We start from the raw sequence: 17,491 nt of genomic DNA, 5'->3' as shown, positions 1-17,491 counted from the left end.
CCCGTTGGAGGTCAGCAGATGCGCGGCAGCAGTTCGCCCTCGGGTTCGGCCAGCATGCGCCTGCCAAGTCCGGTGTCGAGAATGACCGCGCCGACGTGCTGTTCGATGCAGCGGCCGACGATGGCGGCGTCGGAACCAAGCGGGTGCCGGCGGATCGCGGCCAGCACGTCTTCGGCAGCGCTCGCGCGCACGCCAATCAGGGCCTTGCCCTCGTTGGCCACGACGAGCGGATCGATGCCGAGCAGATCGCATGCGGCCCGGACCTGGTTGCGCACCGGCACCTTCATCTCCTCGACGATGATGCCGACGCCGCTCTTTTCCGCCATCTCATGGAGTGCGCTCGACACGCCGCCCCTGGTCGGGTCTTTCATGGCAACGACGTCGAGACCACCCGCCTCGAGTGCGGCACGGACCAGTCCATTGATGGGCGCGACATCGGAGCGAAGATCGCCTTCCAACGCCAGCTTATGGCGCGCGGCCATGATCGCCATGCCGTGATCGCCAACCGTGCCGGTCAGGATCAGCAAATCGCCGGGTTTGAGACCGGAGTCGGGCACCACCCGATCGCAGAGGGCCACACCGGCCGTGTTCAGCACGAGGCCGTCAATCTCTCCACGTCCCATCACCTTGGTATCGCCGGTCACGATGGTCGCGCCGGCCTCATGGCATGCCTCGTGAATCGAGGCGTAGATGCGTTCGAGATCCGTTCGCGCGAACCCCTCTTCCATGATGATGGCGCAGGTGAGCGCCAGCGGTTCTGTCGCGCCCATCACGGCGAGGTCGTTGACCGTGCCCGAGACCGCCAGCCGGCCGATGTCGCCTCCCGGAAATACGATGGGGTGCACGACGTGCGAGTCGGTCGTGATGACGAGCCATCTGTCGCCGATGCGCAGCGCCGCGCCATCGTCCATGGCCGCCAGGCCGATGCCATCAACGGGAGCGGGCCCGATGCCGGCGAGGCACACGCGCTCGATCAAGGCCCGCATGGCCCGTCCGCCGGCGCCGTACTTGAGACCGATCTTGTCGTCGACAAACCCACGCCGTATCACGCGTCGCCTCCGAGATCAGGATGGCCGCCGTACTGGTGCCAGATCTTGCACGCGCCTTCGCTGCTCACCATGCACGCGCCGACGGGCTTCTCGGGTGTGCATTCCTGGCCGAACAGCTTGCAGTCGGTCGGCGACGACAGGCCCGCCATGATGTTGCCGCAGATACACGACTGCGCCAGTGCGGGCGGTGCACAATCCCACAGCGACGCCAGATCGATCGTGAATCGACGCCGCGCATCGATCGACGCGAACTCGTCGCGCAAACGGAGATTCCCGTTGGGCACATGGGCGATGCCGCGCCAGCGGCCACCCGTCGACCGAAACACCTTCCACAGCTGCTCCTGCGCCCGGAGGTTGCCCTCGCGAGTGACGCAGCGAGGAAACATGTTGACGACCTGTGGTGTGCGATCGCGAATCAGTTCCACCAGTTTGACGAGGCCCGCGAGGATGTCGAGGGGCTCGAACCCGGCGATGACGACGGGGAGACCGTGCCGGGCGACAAACGGCTCGAACACGGCCGAGCCGGTGATGGTGGCCGCGTGGCCCGCCGCCAGAAACCCCTCAACTTTGGTCTCCGGCATTTCAGCCACAATCTCCATGACCGGGGGGATGTACTTGTGGGCGGACAGAATCGACAGGTTCGGCGGAAGCCCGCCGAGGACAACCGCGGCCGTGGCCACCGCCGTCGTTTCGAACCCGGTGGCGAAGAACACGACCTGGTCGCTGGTCGACCGCGCGAGTTCGACTGCCTGGCCGGCGCTGTAGATGACGTGAATCTTCGCGCCCTCGGCCTGGGCATCCGCGAGCGACAGACTCGTGCCCGGGACTCTGACCATGTCGCCGTAGGTCGCGATGTGAACACCCTGGCGCGCGAGGACCACCCCTTCGTCGACTTCGGGCGTGTCGGTAATGCAGACGGGGCATCCCGGACCCATGATGACGTTGAGTCCGCGGGGGAATGTCGATCGCAGGCCGAATTTCGCGATGGCCTGTTCGTGGCTGCCGCAGACGTGCATCACCGACACCGGCGCACGGCCCAGTTCCGCGGTTCGTCGCCCCAGTGCCTCGACCAGGGCGCGCGCGCGCACCGGATCGCGGAACTTCAGTTCGGAGAGGGCCTGGTCGCGATCAGTTCCCGGCACGTGGGTCATCTCTGGACGCGGCGATCTCGTTGCGGACGTCTTCGGCCATCAGATCATCCTGCTCGGCCTGCGCGATCAGTTGCTCGTAGAGCGCGAGGGTCTCGCCGATCTCCGATTCGGGAATGCGCCGGATGGCGAAGCCGACATGATTCAGGATGTAGTCACCTGGCGCGACAGGCTCGTCAACGACGTCGAGCTGCACCTGCCGGCGCACGCCCCAGAAGTCCACGATGGCGACATTGCCGGCCACCTCAATCACCTTGCCCGGAACGCCTAGGCACATAGTCCCTCCGACACAATCTGCGACCCCGACTGCACGACGGCGTTGGCAATCACGGCCTGCCCGAGCGCGAGCCCGCCGTCACCCGGCGGGACCGACTCGTGCAAGACGACGTGCACGTTCGGACCAAGCTCGCGAACCACGCCTTCGGTCAGCCGGGCGTTCTGGAAGCAGCCACCCGACAGCACCACCGGCAGCCGCCCGTGCCGCGCAATGGCGGTTCGAACCAGATCGGCCGTTGCGGCGGCCAGCGTGTTGTGGAAGCGGGCCGAGATCGCCGCGGGCGACCGACCCGCGAGCGTGTCTGACACGATGGCCCGGATCGCCGGACGAAGATCCACTTCAAACAGTGCGCCCCGCCTCGTGACGGCGAACTCGTACTGCGCGTCGTCGGCGGGGTCGGCCGCGAGATTCCACTCGAGGGCGACCTGCCCCTCGTAGCGGGATTCGGTCCTTCCCAGTACGAGTGCGCCGACGGCGTCGAAATAGCGGCCCACGCCGTGAGCGGCTGTCGTGTTGACGTGCCCGGCGATCATCTGCCGGACCACGGTGATCTCGGCGGCCGGCACATGCCTGAAGAGCGGCAGTCTGTCGATCGGCGTATCGCCTCCAAGCGCATCGTCAAGCATCGCGATGGCCTGGCGCCAGACCTGGCGGATCGCGAGGTCACCGCCCGCGAGTGCAATGGGCCTGAATGTCGCCAGACGCTCGAACCGGGTGTAATCGGCGAGCAGGACCTCGCCGCCCCACGCCGTGCCGTCGGTTCCCAACCCCGAGCCGTCAAATGCGACACCGATAACGGATCCCTCGATCCGGTGTTCAGCCATCGCGCTTGCCACGTGCGCATGATGGTGCTGAATGGCAATCTTGAGCGGCTCCGGGCGCTCGAGCGCGTAGCGCGTCGAGAGGTATTCGGGGTGCAGGTCGTGGGCGACCACAGCGGGTTTCGCCGCGAGGAAGTGCTCGAATTTCTCGACCGCCCGCTCGTACGATTCGTACGTCTCGAGATTATCCAGATCACCAATGTGCGGACCGAGGTACGCCGTATCACCCACACCGATACAGAAGGTGTTCTTGAGCAGCCCTCCGCAGGCCAGAACCGGCTCGGCAAACGACTCGACGACCGCCACACCCCTTGGCACGTAGCCGCGCGACCGTCGCAGCACGGTTGGTCTTCCGCGGATCACGCGGGCGACCGAGTCGTCGCACCGCGTCGCGATGTTCCGGTCGTGCATGAGGAAGCGATCGGCGACGCTGCCCAGGCGCGCGAGCGCTTCGTCGTTGTCGCAGACCAGCGGCTCTTCGGCCAGATTGCCCGACGTCATCACCAGGGGCCGCTGCGACTCGGCCAGCAGCAGGTGGTGCAAGGGCGTGTACGGAAGGATCAGACCGACGGTGGCATTGGCCGGCGCCACGTTCGGCGCGAGCCCGTTGCCTCCTCGCTGCCACACCAGCACGATGGGCCGCTCAATCGACGTCAGCAGGCCGCGTTCAAGGTCGGTGAGATCGGCCAGCACCTCGGCCTCGGCGAGTCTGCCGACCATCACCGCGAACGGCTTCTCGTCGCGGCGCTTCCGGAGGCGCAGTTGGGCGACGGCCGCCTCATTGGTGGCGTCGCAGGCCAGATGAAAGCCGCCGAGTCCCTTGACGGCCACGATGAGGCCCTGCCGCAACGCGTCGGCACCCGCGCGAATCGGGTCAGGAGTTGGCGTCTCGATGCCCGCCGAATCGGTCAGCCACAGGCGAGGTCCACACGTGGGACACGCGTTCGGCTGCGCGTGGAACCGCCGATTGGTCGGCGACTCGTACTCCGACCGGCACTGGTCGCACATCGCGAACGAGACCATGGTGGTGTGCGGCCGGTCGTACGGCACGCTGGTCGCAATCGTAAAGCGCGGTCCGCAATTGGTGCAGTTCGTGAAGGCGTAGCGATGCCGGCGGTTGTCGGGGTCGTGGACCTCAGCCAGACATTCAGCGCAGGTGGCGAGATCGGCAGGGATGGAGACGTGATGGTCGACGGATCTCGCCGATTCGACGATTTCGAAGGTCCGAACCAGACGAGGAGGCACGCGGATGCTGCGCACGGAACGAATCTGCGCCGCGGGTGGGGGAGACGCACGCAAATCCCCGAGAAACGCGTCGAGCGCCGCGCCCGTGCCAAACGCCTCAATGGTCACACCGGCGTCGTCATTGCGGACCCATCCGCCGATGGCGTGGGCCGATGCCAGGCGGAACACCCACGGGCGGAATCCGACGCCCTGGACGATGCCCCTGACTTCGATGCGACGTCCTTCGTGTGCCATGCTTCTGGAAATCCTACCGACTTCAGCCGTTATAACTGTTTGAGCCGCAGGAGTCTAGCTTAGTCCTTCGATTCATCAGTTCGGTGACGAACCTATTCCCTCAGGACTTAGTGCTGAGCGAGCTTGTTGACCGGATCGCGTCGCGAGAATTCGCAACCGTAGTTGCGAGTCGAAGCGCGAAGCTTCGCCCCAAACCGCGGAGCGCTCTCGCCGGCAATCGGCGCCCGAAGAGGCACTTCCAGCCCGAGGACTGGACCCCCGCTTCCGCGGGGGTGACGAAGAACCTGCTTTATTCGGCAAGATGAAGCCCATCGAAGATGTCTAGAGCACGAAGCCGACCGATGGGGTTTGATGGCAGATGTGGAGCGCGGTGGCGAGGATGGCAGGGCGTCTGAAAAGACGACGGGCCAGGCGGCTCGCGCGGCCCGGCCCGATGCTGCAAGAGGTCAGTTGCTACTTGCAGGTGACCGTGAAGTTCACGGGGTTCGACGAGATATCGTTCGGCGTCACGACGTGCAGGAGTTGCCACGCGCTGGTCGTAGCGGGGACTTGCCACGTGTTGACGGCCGTGAGCGAGGTCGCGCTGGGGAAGGTGAGGGTCTGAGTCGCCGTGGCCGAGCCGTCGCTGCGTTCCCACTTGTAGGCGATGACGCCATCCTTGTTTGATGTCAGGGTGGCCGTGAACGTGACATTCCCCGGGCATGTGACGTTGAGCGCGGAGTTGTCGACGACGACAGTGGCGGTCGTAATGGCAAATGCCGACGACGTGGTCGTCGATGTCGACCCGCTGTTCGACGTCGTTGACGACGGCTTGAAGGGATTGAGGAGTTCGGAGCAGGCAGTCGCCGCCACGGCAAGAGCCACGATACCGAACCACACCACCAATCTCGATCGCTGACCTGACATGTCACCCTCCAGCCGACGGAACTACGAACAGGGGTTCGAGAATGTCCCCTTGTTCGGTTGTATCGGTCGGTCGGGGTGTGCAGGTTAGAGTGTGGCCGGGCGTCCACGCGCCATATGCCACAATGACCGCGTGACAAGCAGGATAGCCTGGCGGCTCGGGCTGATGGGCACGGCCGCGCTCTTGATTGCCGTGCGGTGGCCGGCAAGCCTGGTCGAGCGGTGGTACGCGCGGTCCGCCTACCCGCAGATACAGTCGGTGCTTACCGGCGTGTCGAACCTGGCTCCGTTTGCGCTACTTGACGTCCTGATTGTCGTCGGGCTCCTCGGGGTGGCCTGGGGCGCCGTGCGCATCATCGGGTCCGGGCGCGGCCGGCGGTGGCGAACGACGGGGCGGGCCGTCCTGAACATGGGGGCAATCGCAGCTGCGGCCTATATCGCCTTCTACGGGTGTTGGGGCCTGAACTACCAGCGCGAGCCGGTGACCGCCTGGCTGGACTTCGACGAGTCGAGGCTCACGCAGGAGCGGACAGGAACGCTGGCTGACCAGGTCGTGGCCGCACTGGTGCGGCTGCAGCGTGTCGTGCCGCCGCAGTCGGAGGAAGAGACTCGGCAGGAACAGGCGCGGCGGCTGGCGCCCGCGTTCGACGAGGCCGCGCGCGCCATCGGTCTGCCCGGTGGCACGCGTCCGGGGCGACCGAAAGTGTCGCTGCTGGATCCGTACTTCACGCGGGCCGGCGTGAGCGGCATGACCGACCCGTTCTTTCTCGAGACGCTCGCGGCGACGAACCTTCTGCCAGTCGAGCAGCCCGCGGTGATCGCGCACGAGTGGGCACACTTGGCGGGCCTGGCTCGCGAGTCGGAAGCGTCGTTTGTGGGATGGCTGGCGTGCATCCATTCGGACGAATGGGCGCAGTACAGCGGCTGGCTTGATCTGTTTCTGCGGGTCGTCGGCTCGCTCGATGCGAACCAACGCCGGCTGGTGATGGTCAGCCTTCCGAGCCGGGTCATCCGGGATATCGAACTGATGCGCCAACGCAATGAGCGTGATCAGATCCGCATGGTCAGCCTCGTCGCCTGGCGGACCTACGACTCGTACTTGAAGACAAACAGAGTGGCGAGCGGAGTTCGCAACTACAACGAAGTGGTGCGGCTCGTCCTCGGCACCCGGTTCGAGAGCGGCTGGATCCCCGCCAGGAAGAGGGATCAGAAAAAGTGACTCGATCGTCTTTTGCCTGGAGCAAGGATTCGTCACCCCGGCGGAAGCCGGGGTCCAGTCGTGGATTCCTGCGTTCGCGGGAATGACGGGCTGGGAATGCGTCTTCTGGCGCGGTTTGCCTGCGAGCGCGCTCGGCGGTCTGAGGCGGCGCCTCGCTAGCCGCCCCTTTTGTGCATCTCCAGATGCGGGTCCGCCTTCAGCGTTTCCACAGGCAGATAGATTGATCGGTCGCGCATCGAGAGGCGCTCTTCGGCGCCGCGATCGGCGCGACGGACCCAGCGCGTGTTGAGCGTCTCGATGAGTTCCTGCGGACTGGCCCCGGCCCTCAGCCGTCCACGCAGATCGAGTCCATCGGTGCCATAGAGGCACGTGTAGAACATGCCGTCGGCCGTGATGCGCGCGCGATCGCAGGCTTGGCAGAACGGTTCGGTCGTCGACGCGATGATGCCGAAGACGCGGCCGTCGGGCAGGACGAATCGATCAGCCGGCGCCGTGCTGGCAGGTTCCTCGACGGGTTGAACAGCACCGAAATGCGCCGTCAGCCGTTCGAGGATCTCCCGGCGCGAGACGACAAGATTCGAGGCCCAGCGCGTCGCGCCACCCACATCCATATACTCGATGAAGCGAACCTCGGCACCGATGCGCGCACCATAGTCGAGCAGGGGCACCAGTTCGTCATCATTCACACCGCGCATCACCACGGAATCCAGTTTGAGGCCGTCGAAGAGCCGTGCGGCCGTCTCGATCCCGCTGATCACGCGGGCGTGGGCGTCCTGACGTGTCAGTTCGATGAACCGCTGCGACAGGAGCGTGTCAAGGCTGATGTTCAGCCGGCGAAGACCTGCGTCCTTGAGAGCGGCAGCCGATTCACCGAGCAGAATCCCGTTGGTCGTGAGCGAGATGTCGGCGAGTGCAGACTTGCGCGCCAGTTGCGCGACCAGTTCGGGCAGGTCCCGGCGCAGGAGCGGTTCACCGCCGGTCAGGCGGATCTTGTCAACCCCAATCGCGGCGAACAGGTCGACCAGTCGGCTGATTTCCTCGAAGTGCAGGAGGTCCTCGCGGGCGAGCCACGTGTACTCGTCCTCGGGCATGCAGTACTGACAACGGAGATTGCACCGATCAGTCACCGAGACCCGGAGACTTGTGAGTGACCGGCCGAGGGCATCGACGGGAGACATCGTGTCTATTATGCCGGGTTCAAGGGGGAGGGCGGCGGTTTAGACGAACCGGTGAGGTTTCCACAGGTACGCAGTTTTCGCCCCCCCGGGATCGCCACGCTCCAGCGTGGCCGGGCTGTCCGCCTCCGCGCGCGGCGCTACGGCGAGACCTCGACGAAGCTCGACGAGCGAAGTCGGGGAGCCCGGCGTTCCCAGGATTCGCCCGTCCCCGTACGGTGGAAAAAGGCGCCGCGGGGGCCGGCAGAAGAGTCAGTGCTTGAACCAGCGACCCGGAATGACGGTCCCGCACGACGGGCACGTTCCATGTCCGGCGAGGCGGTTCTGGCGAATCTGGTAGCCCGCTCGCTCGACCAGCAGCGTGTCGCACGCTGGGCACATGGTGTCTTCGAGGCGGCCGACCAGACCCGGCAGGTTTCCCGCGTAGACAAACCGTAGACCCGCCCTCCGTCCGATGTCCGCGGCCTTCGCCAGCATGGCCGGCGTCGTACTGCGAGCGTCGGTCATGCGATAGTTGGCGTGAAACGACGTGACGTGCCACGGGATGTCAGGCGACACGCTCGCGATGAACGCGGAGAGGGCTGTCAGCTCGTGATCCGAATCGTTGAGGCCGGGCACGACCAGCGTGACCACTTCGACCCATTTGCCCATCTGGTGCAACGCCCGGATCGTCTCGGTGACCGGCTGCAGGCGTCCACCGAGCTTCCGGTAGGCCTTGTCGTCGAAGCCCTTGAGGTCGACCTTGAACAGATCGATCCAGGGCGCCAGGTACGCGAGGACCTGCGGCGTGCCATTGCCGTTCGACACGAATCCGGTCAGCAGACCCGATTGCCGCGCCTCGCGGAACACGGCGACGGCCCACTCGCTGGTGATGAGGGGCTCATTGTAGGTGCTGATGACCGCTCGGGCGCGGGCGCGGACAGCCTCTCGTACAAGGGCGTCAGGGGTGACGTCGGTGATCCGTGAGCCCGCGTCCGGATCGCGGAGCACCTGCGACGTGACCCAGTTCTGACAGTACGCGCAGTGCAGGTCGCATCCCAGCATGCCGAAGCTGTAGGCGAGCGATCCCGGCTCGACGTGGAAGAACGGTTTCTTCTCAATCGGATCGCACTGCGCGCCCGCGACGTAGCCCCACGGCACTCTCAAGCGGCCGCCGTCGTTGAAGCGCACCTTGCAGACGCCCTGTGCGCCATCCGGAATCGGGCAGACGTGCCCGCACGCGAAGCAGCGGACCCATGTGCCGTCGTAGGTCTCGTACAACTCGCCTTCGCGCGTGCGTGCCGCCAGGACGTCGGAGAGCGCAAGCATGACACTGTTGTAACGCCGACGCGCGCAGATTGCAATCCGCCCCCCCCTTTTCATTGCGGCCTGAAAACGGCATCATGGCCTGCACACGGAGGACATCTGGTGACCAACCCGACGCGGATGGAGTCTCTCGACGCCTTCCGGGGCCTGACGATGGCCGGAATGGTGATTGTGAACAATCCCGGCGACTGGGGACATGTCTACTGGCCGTTGTCGCATGCCGAGTGGAACGGATGCACCCCCACCGACCTCATCTTCCCGTTTTTCCTGTTCATCGTGGGCGTGTCGATGACGCTGTCGCGCGGCACGATGGGCAATCCCTGGAAGATCGTCAAGCGGTCGATCGTGATCTTCGGCCTTGGCTTCCTCCTGACATTCTGGCCGCGGTTCGACCTGTCGATCGTCCGGATTCCCGGCGTGCTGGCGCGCATTGCCGTCTGCTACCTGATTGCGGCGTTCGTCTTCCGTGCGACGGCGCGGCGCGGCGAGCCCACTGATGCCAGCCGGTTCGCGCACGGCGTGAAACTGGGCGCGATCGCGGTCGCGCTGACGATCGGGTACTGGCTCGTGATGACGTGGATTCCGGCGCCAGGGGGCGTGGCTGGCGATCTGACGCCGAGCGGCAACCTCGGCGCGTGGGTCGACCGCACCCTGCTTGGCGGGCACTTGTGGTCGCAATCGAAGACGTGGGATCCGGAAGGGATCCTGAGCACGTTCGCGGCCATTGCCACCACGTTGCTCGGGGCCGTGACGGGCCTCTGGCTGGCTTCGGGCGCGACGAAGACAGAGAAGGCCATCAAGATGGCCGTTGCCGGCGTCATTGCCATGGTCGTGGGCTACATCTGGGGCTTCGCGTTCCCGATCAACAAGAGTCTCTGGACCAGTTCCTACGTCTGGTTCACCGGTGGCGGGGCGGCCCTGTTTCTGGCGTTCTGCTACATGGTCATCGACGTGTATGGATGGCGGCGCTGGGCTCGGCCGTTCGTGATTCTCGGACTCAACGCCATCACGTTGTTCGTGTTGTCGGGATACCTTGCCAAGCAGATGGGACTGATCAAGTTCGCCGGTGTGGATGGCAAGGTGACCTCGCTCAGCCGTTACATTTACACGAGCTGGTTCGTCCCCCTGGCCGATCCCTACAATGCGTCGCTGCTCTATGCGTTCGCGAATCTTGTGGTGCTCTTTGGTGTGCTCTATCTGATGGACCGGCGCGGTCTCTACCTGAAGGCCTGACGCGTGTCGATGGCCAACTCGCCGTCTCCACAGGGGCCGCGGCCGACATTGCCGCGACCGGTGTGGCTCGTGTCGTGGACGAGCTTCTTCACCGACACCGCATCGGAAGTCGTCTATCCCCTGATGCCGCTCTACCTGACGCGGGTGCTGGGAGGTACGGCTCTTTCAATTGGCATTATCGAAGGCGCCGCCGAAGCGCTCAACAGCGTACTGAAGATCATCTCGGGACGCATGGCCGATAGGTGGCGCACGCGAAAACCGCTGATGATTGCCGGCTATGCCGTGTCGTCGGCGGTGAGGCCATTGGTGGCGCTGGCAACGACGTGGCCCCACGTGCTGCTGGTGCGGCTGGCCGATCGGGTTGGCAAAGGCGTGCGCGGTGCGCCGCGCGATGCCCTGATTGCGTCGTGGGCCGATCCGTCTATCCGGGGCTATGCCTTTGGCGTGAATCGCGCCATGGATCACGCGGGAGCTGTCGTCGGTCCGCTGCTGGCGACACTGTTTCTCTATTTCTTTCCTGAACAGTATCGGCTGCTGTTCGCGTTGACGCTGATTCCTGGCGTCATCGCCGTCTTGATGCTGTTGCCGGTGCCGGACGTTCCCCCGCCGTGGAGCCCAGGGGCTTTAACCCCGGGAGCCGCATCAGACTCCCGGGCAGCGACCGTCAGATCGCCTCTGGGCTCGTCGTTCTATCGCTATCTGGGCGTCCTCCTCCTCTTTAGTTTCGGGAACTCGACCGACGCCTTTCTCCTGCTCCGGCTGAACGAGGCCGGCATCGGCGGGACGTGGATCCCGCTTGTCTGGGCCGCGCTGCACGTGGTGAAGGCTGTGGCGTCGCCCATCGCTGGGCGACTATCCGATCGCGTGAGCCGAAAGGTCATCATCACCAGTGGCTGGGTCATCTATGCCGGCGTCTACGCCGGGTTCGCGGTTGTGTCGTCGCTGCCGGCGCTCGTCGCCGTGTTCCTGGTCTATGGCCTCTACTACGGACTCACCGAAGGCGTCGAGAAGGCGGTTGTCGCCGACCTGGTGCCGGAGAACTCCAGGGGTAACGCGTTTGGCGTCTACAGCGCCGTCATTGGCATCGGAGCGTTGTGCGCGAGCCTGCTCTTTGGCGGCATCTGGAAGTTTGCCGGCGCGCCCTCCGCGTTCATGACCGGTGCAGTACTCGCGATGGCTTCGGCAGTTCTGCTCGCAGTGGTTCCCCTTCCTCGGGCACGCTCCGCATCGTAGGGCAGGCTATAATCAACTGTTTGCCATGAAGAAAATCCTTGTCACCAATGATGATGGCGTCCGTTCAGAGGGTCTGACGGCTCTGGCGGATGCACTCAAACACCTCGGTGAAGTTGTCGTGGTCGCGCCGGCGAAAGAGGCGAGCGCTGTGGGGCACGCGCTCACGTTGCACCATCCCCTCAGGCTCGAACGGATGGGGGAGGGCGTGTACGCGGTCGATGGCACACCCACTGATTGCGTCAACATCGCCGTGGCCATCATCCTCAAGGACCTTCCGGACCTGGTCGTGTCGGGCATCAACACCGGCTGGAATCTGGGCGACGATGTGACGTATTCGGGAACGGTATCGGGAGCGCTCGAAGGGGCCCTGCTCGGTGTGCCGAGCCTCGCGGTGTCGCTGGAGCGAACGCGGGAACGGTTCGATTTCTCGAAGGCCGCCGGAGCCGCGGCGCAGATTGCCGAACGGGTCCTTGAAAACGGACTTCCGCCGCGCACGCTCCTGAACATCAACGTGCCGCGCGTCGTCACACGCGGGTTCAAGGTAACCGTCCAGGCGAAGCGGAATCATGTGACCTCTGTTGATGAACGGGTCGATCCCAAGCGACGGCCGTACTACTGGATAGATGAGGCGCTGGACGAGTGGGAACCGCACGACCGGTCCGACTACCAGGCCGTGCGTGAGGGCTACATCTCGGTGACGCCGCTTCAGCCTGACCTGACGGCGCACGATGCGCTGCGGCTAGTGGAACGTCTGCTCAAACCAGTGGCGGCGACAACCGTGATGGCGCCCGGGGTGAAGCGGTTGGTGAAGCGCCCGGCGACGACGACCTTGGTGGCGTCCGGGGTGAAACGGGTGGTGAAGCCAGTGGCGACGGTGAAGAGGCGGCCGTCGCGGCGGCTGAAGGGGGCTGGCTCGCGTCGTCGTTGACGCAGGGGCGGCCCCCCGTGGCCGCCCATCGGTGGAGGCGGTCACAGACCCGGGGTGGCAACCCGATCGTCGAAATGGCTTTCGGTGGCACGGTCGAGTGCGGTAGACTGATTGAACGTCGGGGCGTGGCTCAGCCTGGTAGAGCACTCGGTTCGGGACCGAGGGGTCGGTGGTTCGAATCCACTCGCCCCGACCAACTTCTTACCTTCGGACAGAAGCCCTTCATAGGCCATGATGGCCGGTGAAGGGCTTTTATGTTAGTGATTCTGCTCGTCTTGTCCTCAGCGGTTGCGCGCTCCGTTCTTCCATCCTCTTTAGCGACAAAGCCGTGATGACGGGCGATGACAGGGCGAAAGCCGCCATGGACGGCCGCTGGTTGTTACGCTGATGTTACGCTCAACGCGCTCGGCCCCTCGGACCTGGAAGCATCGATGGGCGACCGACAGGTGGCCATCTACGCTGATGGGCAGTTACGCGACTACGCAAAGCATCGAGGCTGTGGAAGACGTGGGGTAGCGAGTATCGCCAGGTCGAGGGCGGTGACCTGGCAATCCGGCCGCTGCGCGAGACAAAGGTCCGGCTGTGCGGACAAGCGTTTGTGGAGCCGGCGGTCGGACCTGAACCAACGACCTGCTGATTACGAAGGAAGGTCCTACGTCCAAGCGTGGCGGCGGCCATACCTGCTAGAATCCGCCGTTGGTTGCCGCCGTTGCACATTGACTCCGGCCACTGGCTCTTCTGACTAGTTCCCCATCCGGCTGCGCCGGACCCGCGCAGCCATGGAACAGGGTACAGTGGCGGCGGACGCTGGCCCAGAGGTCGGTATTTCTGCGGTGCTCAGGGTCCGTGGACTTAGGAGGACTCGATACTCGATGTCCCGTTTCTTGGACCTCGCCTACGAAGTTCTGAGCCAAGAGGGGAATCCTCTGTCGGTGGACGAGATCATCGAAATCGCGTCCGCCCGTGGCCTATTGGTCAGCTCTGGCCAGACACCGAGCCAGTCCATCCGGGAAGGGTTAACAGAATGGGAGTTGCTTGTCCCGGCGGCGGCCAGAGATGCGATCCTCAGGCTCGGACTCCGGGAGCGGCTGTCGGCGCACGCCGGGCTCCGGATAGAGGAGAGCGTCGGCTGACTTCGGGCCAGGAACAACCAGAAGTCTGACGTTCCCGTTTTGATCACGTTGGATTCGCCTGTGCATCGAAGGCCACCCCTGACGTTTCTCCCGAGGCCCCAACGACATAACGAGGCCAAGCCTAACGACACTGAAGACGGGAAGGATGACGACGATCCCTGTGACTACGCCAGTTACAGCGATCCCGACCGTCATAACGGCGGCGACGACTCATCCCATGAGCTGAGTTTGCACTGCGCCGTCCACAACAACAACGGGGCGCAGCATCACCTGCCGACGTCGTGTGCTAGGCCGCAGAGACGATGACGGACTCCAACACCGGCGAAAGGGAAACCTGCAGGGTTCGAATCCCCCTCTCCCGCGCCCATCCAGTACAGAAAAGTGATATACAGTGACGCTCAACGGAGCGTACCGCGAGAAAGGGGGGGCAAGTGCCTGCGCGAATGCACACTGGGCGAGAAGAGCACCGGTTCCGGGCGTATGTCAAGGCGCTGTTCAGCAACGGTGATGCCTCAACGGTCCTCGAACGGCTCGCGCAACTTGAGGTGCCACCGCCGTACCGATGTCGCGTGAAGGTCGTCTATTCGGCGCAATCGCCGGAAACGGTGTTGAACGGGGAAGTCGAAGCGGGCCGGAATCTGAAGCAACTGGGGCCGGCCGCGTACCTCTTCGTCAAAGGTAAGGAACAGGTCCCGTTGGCGGCGCTTCCGTTCCCCGACTCATCTGTCAGCGAACACGTCCGAGCGCTGGTGAGCGTATGCAAGAGCGACGAGTGGCGGCATCTCCGCAGCGCTGTCGGTCACGTTTACCCGCGGCTTGTCTCGATTCTGTTATCCCAGTCCGAGATGGTCCGCGGCGTAAAGGCGCTGAAGCGGGCGACCGGCCATTCAATGATAGTGCGCGCGTTTTCTGCCACTGAACGACTGCACGCCGGCACTGAGAAGACCCGCCGTTCCGTGCGGGGATGGACTGCGGAGGAGCTTGATTCGGCGATTGCGAACTTCGAAGACCGGCAACAGAATCTGACCTCTCTCGATGTCGAGTTCTTCCCAACCATAGGGGAGCACGCGCATATTCGGCCGACAGCGACCTGCAAGATCCGCAAGAACGGAGAAGTCGAAGTTTCTGGCAGCTTCAGGCTTGCCTATTCAACGGTCGCCGCTCACATCGCGGAGGTCGGTGACCGGAAGCTCCGGTACTACAGAGGCCGCGGGCTACGAGAGTCACACTACGTCCCGCGTCCCCTTTCAATCACTTTCTCGAGGCCGGTATTCGACGATCTTCAAAACGTCAGAGACTTCGTCCAGGTCCTCGTGAAGTACCCCCACTCTATTCACGCCGTCGCCCACGGAAATCCGTACGCACACGTGGCAGTGGCAGACATGTTCGATGGGTCATCGTTCGACGTATGGGCGATACCACCCCGTCGCTTGGCTCTAATGCCCGGGCTGAAGGCGTCAGAGGCGGCTTTCGTTCGGCTAGTTCACCACGTGTTCGATCGTTTCCGCGAGGGCCAGGTCTCGACCTATGACCAAGAAGAACGGCGACTCGACGGCGCGACTAATTGACGCGGCCATCGACTACGAACAGACGGTTCACGCACTACTCGCGTTCGCAGCGCTAGTCACTCACAACGGCGTTTCGAAGCGGGAAGGCGCGGAATTCGGACTTGGTCGCCGGATGACTCCGGCACCGGTCCCTGCTCCAACCGCCGACAACCCCGAGGCCGTCGTTCAGCCCGACGATGTGACGCCCGACTTGGTCGCTCAAAAGACTGCGACGTACGGCATCGTCGCCGAGGCGAAGAAGTCGCTTGACCGAGACGGCCACTACGAGCAGCACATCCAGCAGCTTCGCAAGTACGACGCGGCGCTGGCAGGATGGTGGACCGAGTCCGAACAGATCCAGCACTCGGACGCTGCCATCCTCGTTCACCAGAGCCGAGGGCGCAAGTTCGCGCGTTACTTCGACGAACGCAGGGTCAGAGCCGACGATTCAGTTGGACCAAACTCCAGCGTCATTGAGTTTAACGAGTCGACGGAACGCGTCCCCTACTATTTCTTCCGCCTAGCGGCCGGCCAAGTCGGCGACCCAGAGCTTTCGGCGAGGCTCGATGAGGGAGTCAACATCCCCATCGACGAAGTGCTGCAGTCGTTCGGTAATGTGCGGTACTACGACTACCGGCCGCCGATGGTCCTGCTGCTCGAACGCCTTTGGGTGGACTACCTGCCATCGCTGATTCCGGATGGAAAGTACGACGAGCAGACAGGTAAGCACAAGCTACAAGTGTCCATCGCTGCTGTGACGCAAGAACTGCAGGCGGCGAATGGGTCCGCCGTTCTACATCAGGATCAGCGAGCGGTTCAGTTTCCCACCACTACGTGGATTCGACGCGCCCTCGAACGTTTGGTCGAGCATCAACTCGCCCTGCCACCCAATGGCGACGACGACTTCTACACCGTCTTCTACGGCCCGTTCAAGAAGGACGTGCGGGAGAGATTCGCGGAGCTGGAGGCAGAGAAGGGTCCGGCAGAAGCACCGGCCGAAGGCCAGATGCTCCTATTCGGTGAGCCTGCCGGGATGTAGGCGCCGGCCGGCGCCGCTTATCATCGGCTCGACCGTGTACCACTGACCGAGTAGGTCGGCAACGTCGAGTGTGGCTTCGTCGAGTTCGTCTGCGTCTGATCCTTAACGGCAAGATCCCGCCCAACAATGTTTATACGCCCGTCGTGCAGATAGTCAAGCTCAGGTCCGTTCAGTCGGAAACACCAGCCTGCGAGATGGTTCGCTCCAGAGGGTCGAAGAAGTGACGCGACGTCGGAAACTGGTCGGGGTCAGCCGCGCACATCCGCATGCCATATGTGATCTCGTTGAACAGGCTCACCAGAACCACGAGATGGCCAGAATCCCACCCAATCGCGCAGGCGTGAACCCTCGATGAGTCGGCGTGTGGACCGACAAGGACCGAGGCCCTCTGTACGGTCGCAAGCCGAACAGGTGCTTCACCGTACCTCACGAACCGCCTTGAGGCGTCGAAAGCAGGACGGCGGACCGTTGCGCAACCCAGGATCTTGGCTGCGTAGTTGAACCCGATCTTGCAGGCGGCGCGAATGACCGTCTGATCGACATCGATGTCATGCACAACAGTGAATGATGGCTGCTCCGTGATTGGCTGGTTCATTGCTCGGGAGCGTTCGTCGAAGCCAATTCCCAGATCTGCGAGCCGCTGCCTCAACCGCTCGCAGTCGGGGCCAACGCCGAGAATCCTGACTTCTACGGTCGGCCCTCTGAACTTCTGGACGTTCTCGGGCGTGAGTTCCTTCTCTATTAGAGAACTCCAGTCCTCGCCTTTATGCCGAAATCCGACCTGCGGAACAGGCACAGGAATCATGTCGGTGCCGTCGTCGGATGCCATCATCACGACGCGGGCACCGTCGAATTGACCGGGATCTTGTAGGCGCGACTTGACCCGGCGATTCAGAAGCTCCGCCGCGCCGGCAGCAGGCTTGAGCCCAAGCTCAATTCTCAGAAACGCCTCCCGGCTGTCTCGGCCGAGAGCAAGCTCCAGGTTGTCGGCAAAGTACTTAT

The 17,491-nt window shown here is 64.0% G+C and carries 15 protein-coding genes and 1 tRNA gene; 8 read left to right on the top strand and 8 right to left on the bottom strand.

The genetic code is table 11. The annotated features are described in order from the left end of the window. Positions 1-11 precede the first annotated feature (11 nt). The 5 genes from hypE to NT151_10365 all read right to left on the bottom strand — a co-directional run bounded on the left by hypE (position 12) and on the right by NT151_10365 (position 5,680). Complete coding sequence (gene hypE, locus NT151_10385) at positions 12-1,049, bottom strand: hydrogenase expression/formation protein HypE (GenBank protein MCX6539320.1); 1,038 nt, start codon at positions 1,047-1,049, stop codon at positions 12-14. Continuing rightward, on the bottom strand, positions 1,046-2,191 hold the full coding sequence (gene hypD / locus NT151_10380) for a hydrogenase formation protein HypD (GenBank protein MCX6539319.1): 1,146 nt from the start codon (positions 2,189-2,191) through the stop codon (positions 1,046-1,048). Before hypD ends, hypE begins: the two co-directional genes overlap by 4 nt. Then, on the bottom strand, positions 2,178-2,474 hold the full coding sequence (locus NT151_10375) for a HypC/HybG/HupF family hydrogenase formation chaperone (GenBank protein MCX6539318.1): 297 nt from the start codon (positions 2,472-2,474) through the stop codon (positions 2,178-2,180). The genes hypD and NT151_10375 overlap by 14 nt, the downstream gene beginning before the upstream one ends. Beyond that, positions 2,465-4,774, bottom strand: a complete 2,310-nt coding sequence (gene hypF, locus NT151_10370) for a carbamoyltransferase HypF (protein ID MCX6539317.1) — start codon at positions 4,772-4,774, stop codon at positions 2,465-2,467. The genes NT151_10375 and hypF overlap by 10 nt, the downstream gene beginning before the upstream one ends. Before the next feature lie 453 nt (positions 4,775-5,227). Beyond that, positions 5,228-5,680 (bottom strand): hypothetical protein, encoded by a 453-nt coding sequence (locus NT151_10365; GenBank protein ID MCX6539316.1) that lies wholly within the window; start codon positions 5,678-5,680, stop codon positions 5,228-5,230. Between the two features lie 130 nt (positions 5,681-5,810). Between NT151_10365 and NT151_10360 the strand changes: the two genes are divergently transcribed. Next, a complete protein-coding gene (locus NT151_10360; GenBank protein MCX6539315.1) occupies positions 5,811-6,896 on the top strand; it encodes a DUF3810 family protein in 1,086 nt (361 codons plus the stop codon). A 155-nt stretch (positions 6,897-7,051) separates the two neighbouring features. On the opposite strand, the gene moaA is transcribed toward NT151_10360, so the two are convergent. Together moaA and amrS are read right to left on the bottom strand one after the other, a co-directional pair. Continuing rightward, positions 7,052-8,074, bottom strand: coding sequence for a GTP 3',8-cyclase MoaA (gene moaA, locus NT151_10355; protein ID MCX6539314.1), 1,023 nt, complete (start codon positions 8,072-8,074; stop codon positions 7,052-7,054). Between the two features lie 249 nt (positions 8,075-8,323). Then, complete coding sequence (amrS, locus tag NT151_10350) at positions 8,324-9,379, bottom strand: AmmeMemoRadiSam system radical SAM enzyme (protein ID MCX6539313.1); 1,056 nt, start codon at positions 9,377-9,379, stop codon at positions 8,324-8,326. Positions 9,380-9,478: 99 nt separating this feature from the next. On the opposite strand from amrS, the gene NT151_10345 reads away from it, so the two are divergent. From NT151_10345 to NT151_10315, 7 genes are all read left to right on the top strand, one after another. After that, entirely contained in the window at positions 9,479-10,609 is a 1,131-nt protein-coding gene (locus NT151_10345; GenBank protein MCX6539312.1) for a heparan-alpha-glucosaminide N-acetyltransferase domain-containing protein, read from the top strand. Between the two features lie 9 nt (positions 10,610-10,618). Beyond that, a complete protein-coding gene (locus tag NT151_10340; protein ID MCX6539311.1) occupies positions 10,619-11,842 on the top strand; it encodes an MFS transporter in 1,224 nt (407 codons plus the stop codon). A 25-nt stretch (positions 11,843-11,867) separates the two neighbouring features. Further along, positions 11,868-12,770, top strand: coding sequence for a 5'/3'-nucleotidase SurE (gene surE / locus NT151_10335; protein ID MCX6539310.1), 903 nt, complete (start codon positions 11,868-11,870; stop codon positions 12,768-12,770). Between the two features lie 119 nt (positions 12,771-12,889). Next, a tRNA-Pro gene (locus NT151_10330) sits at positions 12,890-12,966 on the top strand. 583 nt (positions 12,967-13,549) lie between these two features. Beyond that, entirely contained in the window at positions 13,550-13,903 is a 354-nt protein-coding gene (locus NT151_10325; protein MCX6539309.1) for an HTH domain-containing protein, read from the top strand. Between the two features lie 443 nt (positions 13,904-14,346). Continuing rightward, a complete protein-coding gene (locus NT151_10320; protein ID MCX6539308.1) occupies positions 14,347-15,471 on the top strand; it encodes a hypothetical protein in 1,125 nt (374 codons plus the stop codon). Next, a complete protein-coding gene (locus NT151_10315; GenBank protein MCX6539307.1) occupies positions 15,431-16,489 on the top strand; it encodes a hypothetical protein in 1,059 nt (352 codons plus the stop codon). Before NT151_10320 ends, NT151_10315 begins: the two co-directional genes overlap by 41 nt. Before the next feature lie 169 nt (positions 16,490-16,658). Here the strand turns inward: NT151_10315 and NT151_10310 are convergent, their stop codons facing one another. Then, a complete protein-coding gene (locus NT151_10310; GenBank protein MCX6539306.1) occupies positions 16,659-17,318 on the bottom strand; it encodes a hypothetical protein in 660 nt (219 codons plus the stop codon). Positions 17,319-17,491 lie beyond the last annotated feature (173 nt).

The sequence above is a fragment of the Acidobacteriota bacterium genome, assembly GCA_026393675.1.
Taxonomy (GTDB): domain Bacteria; phylum Acidobacteriota; class Vicinamibacteria; order Vicinamibacterales; family JAKQTR01; genus JBAXOX01.
Note: the sequence above shows the minus strand (reverse complement) of the source record. Positions and strands in the feature narration are given on the sequence as shown.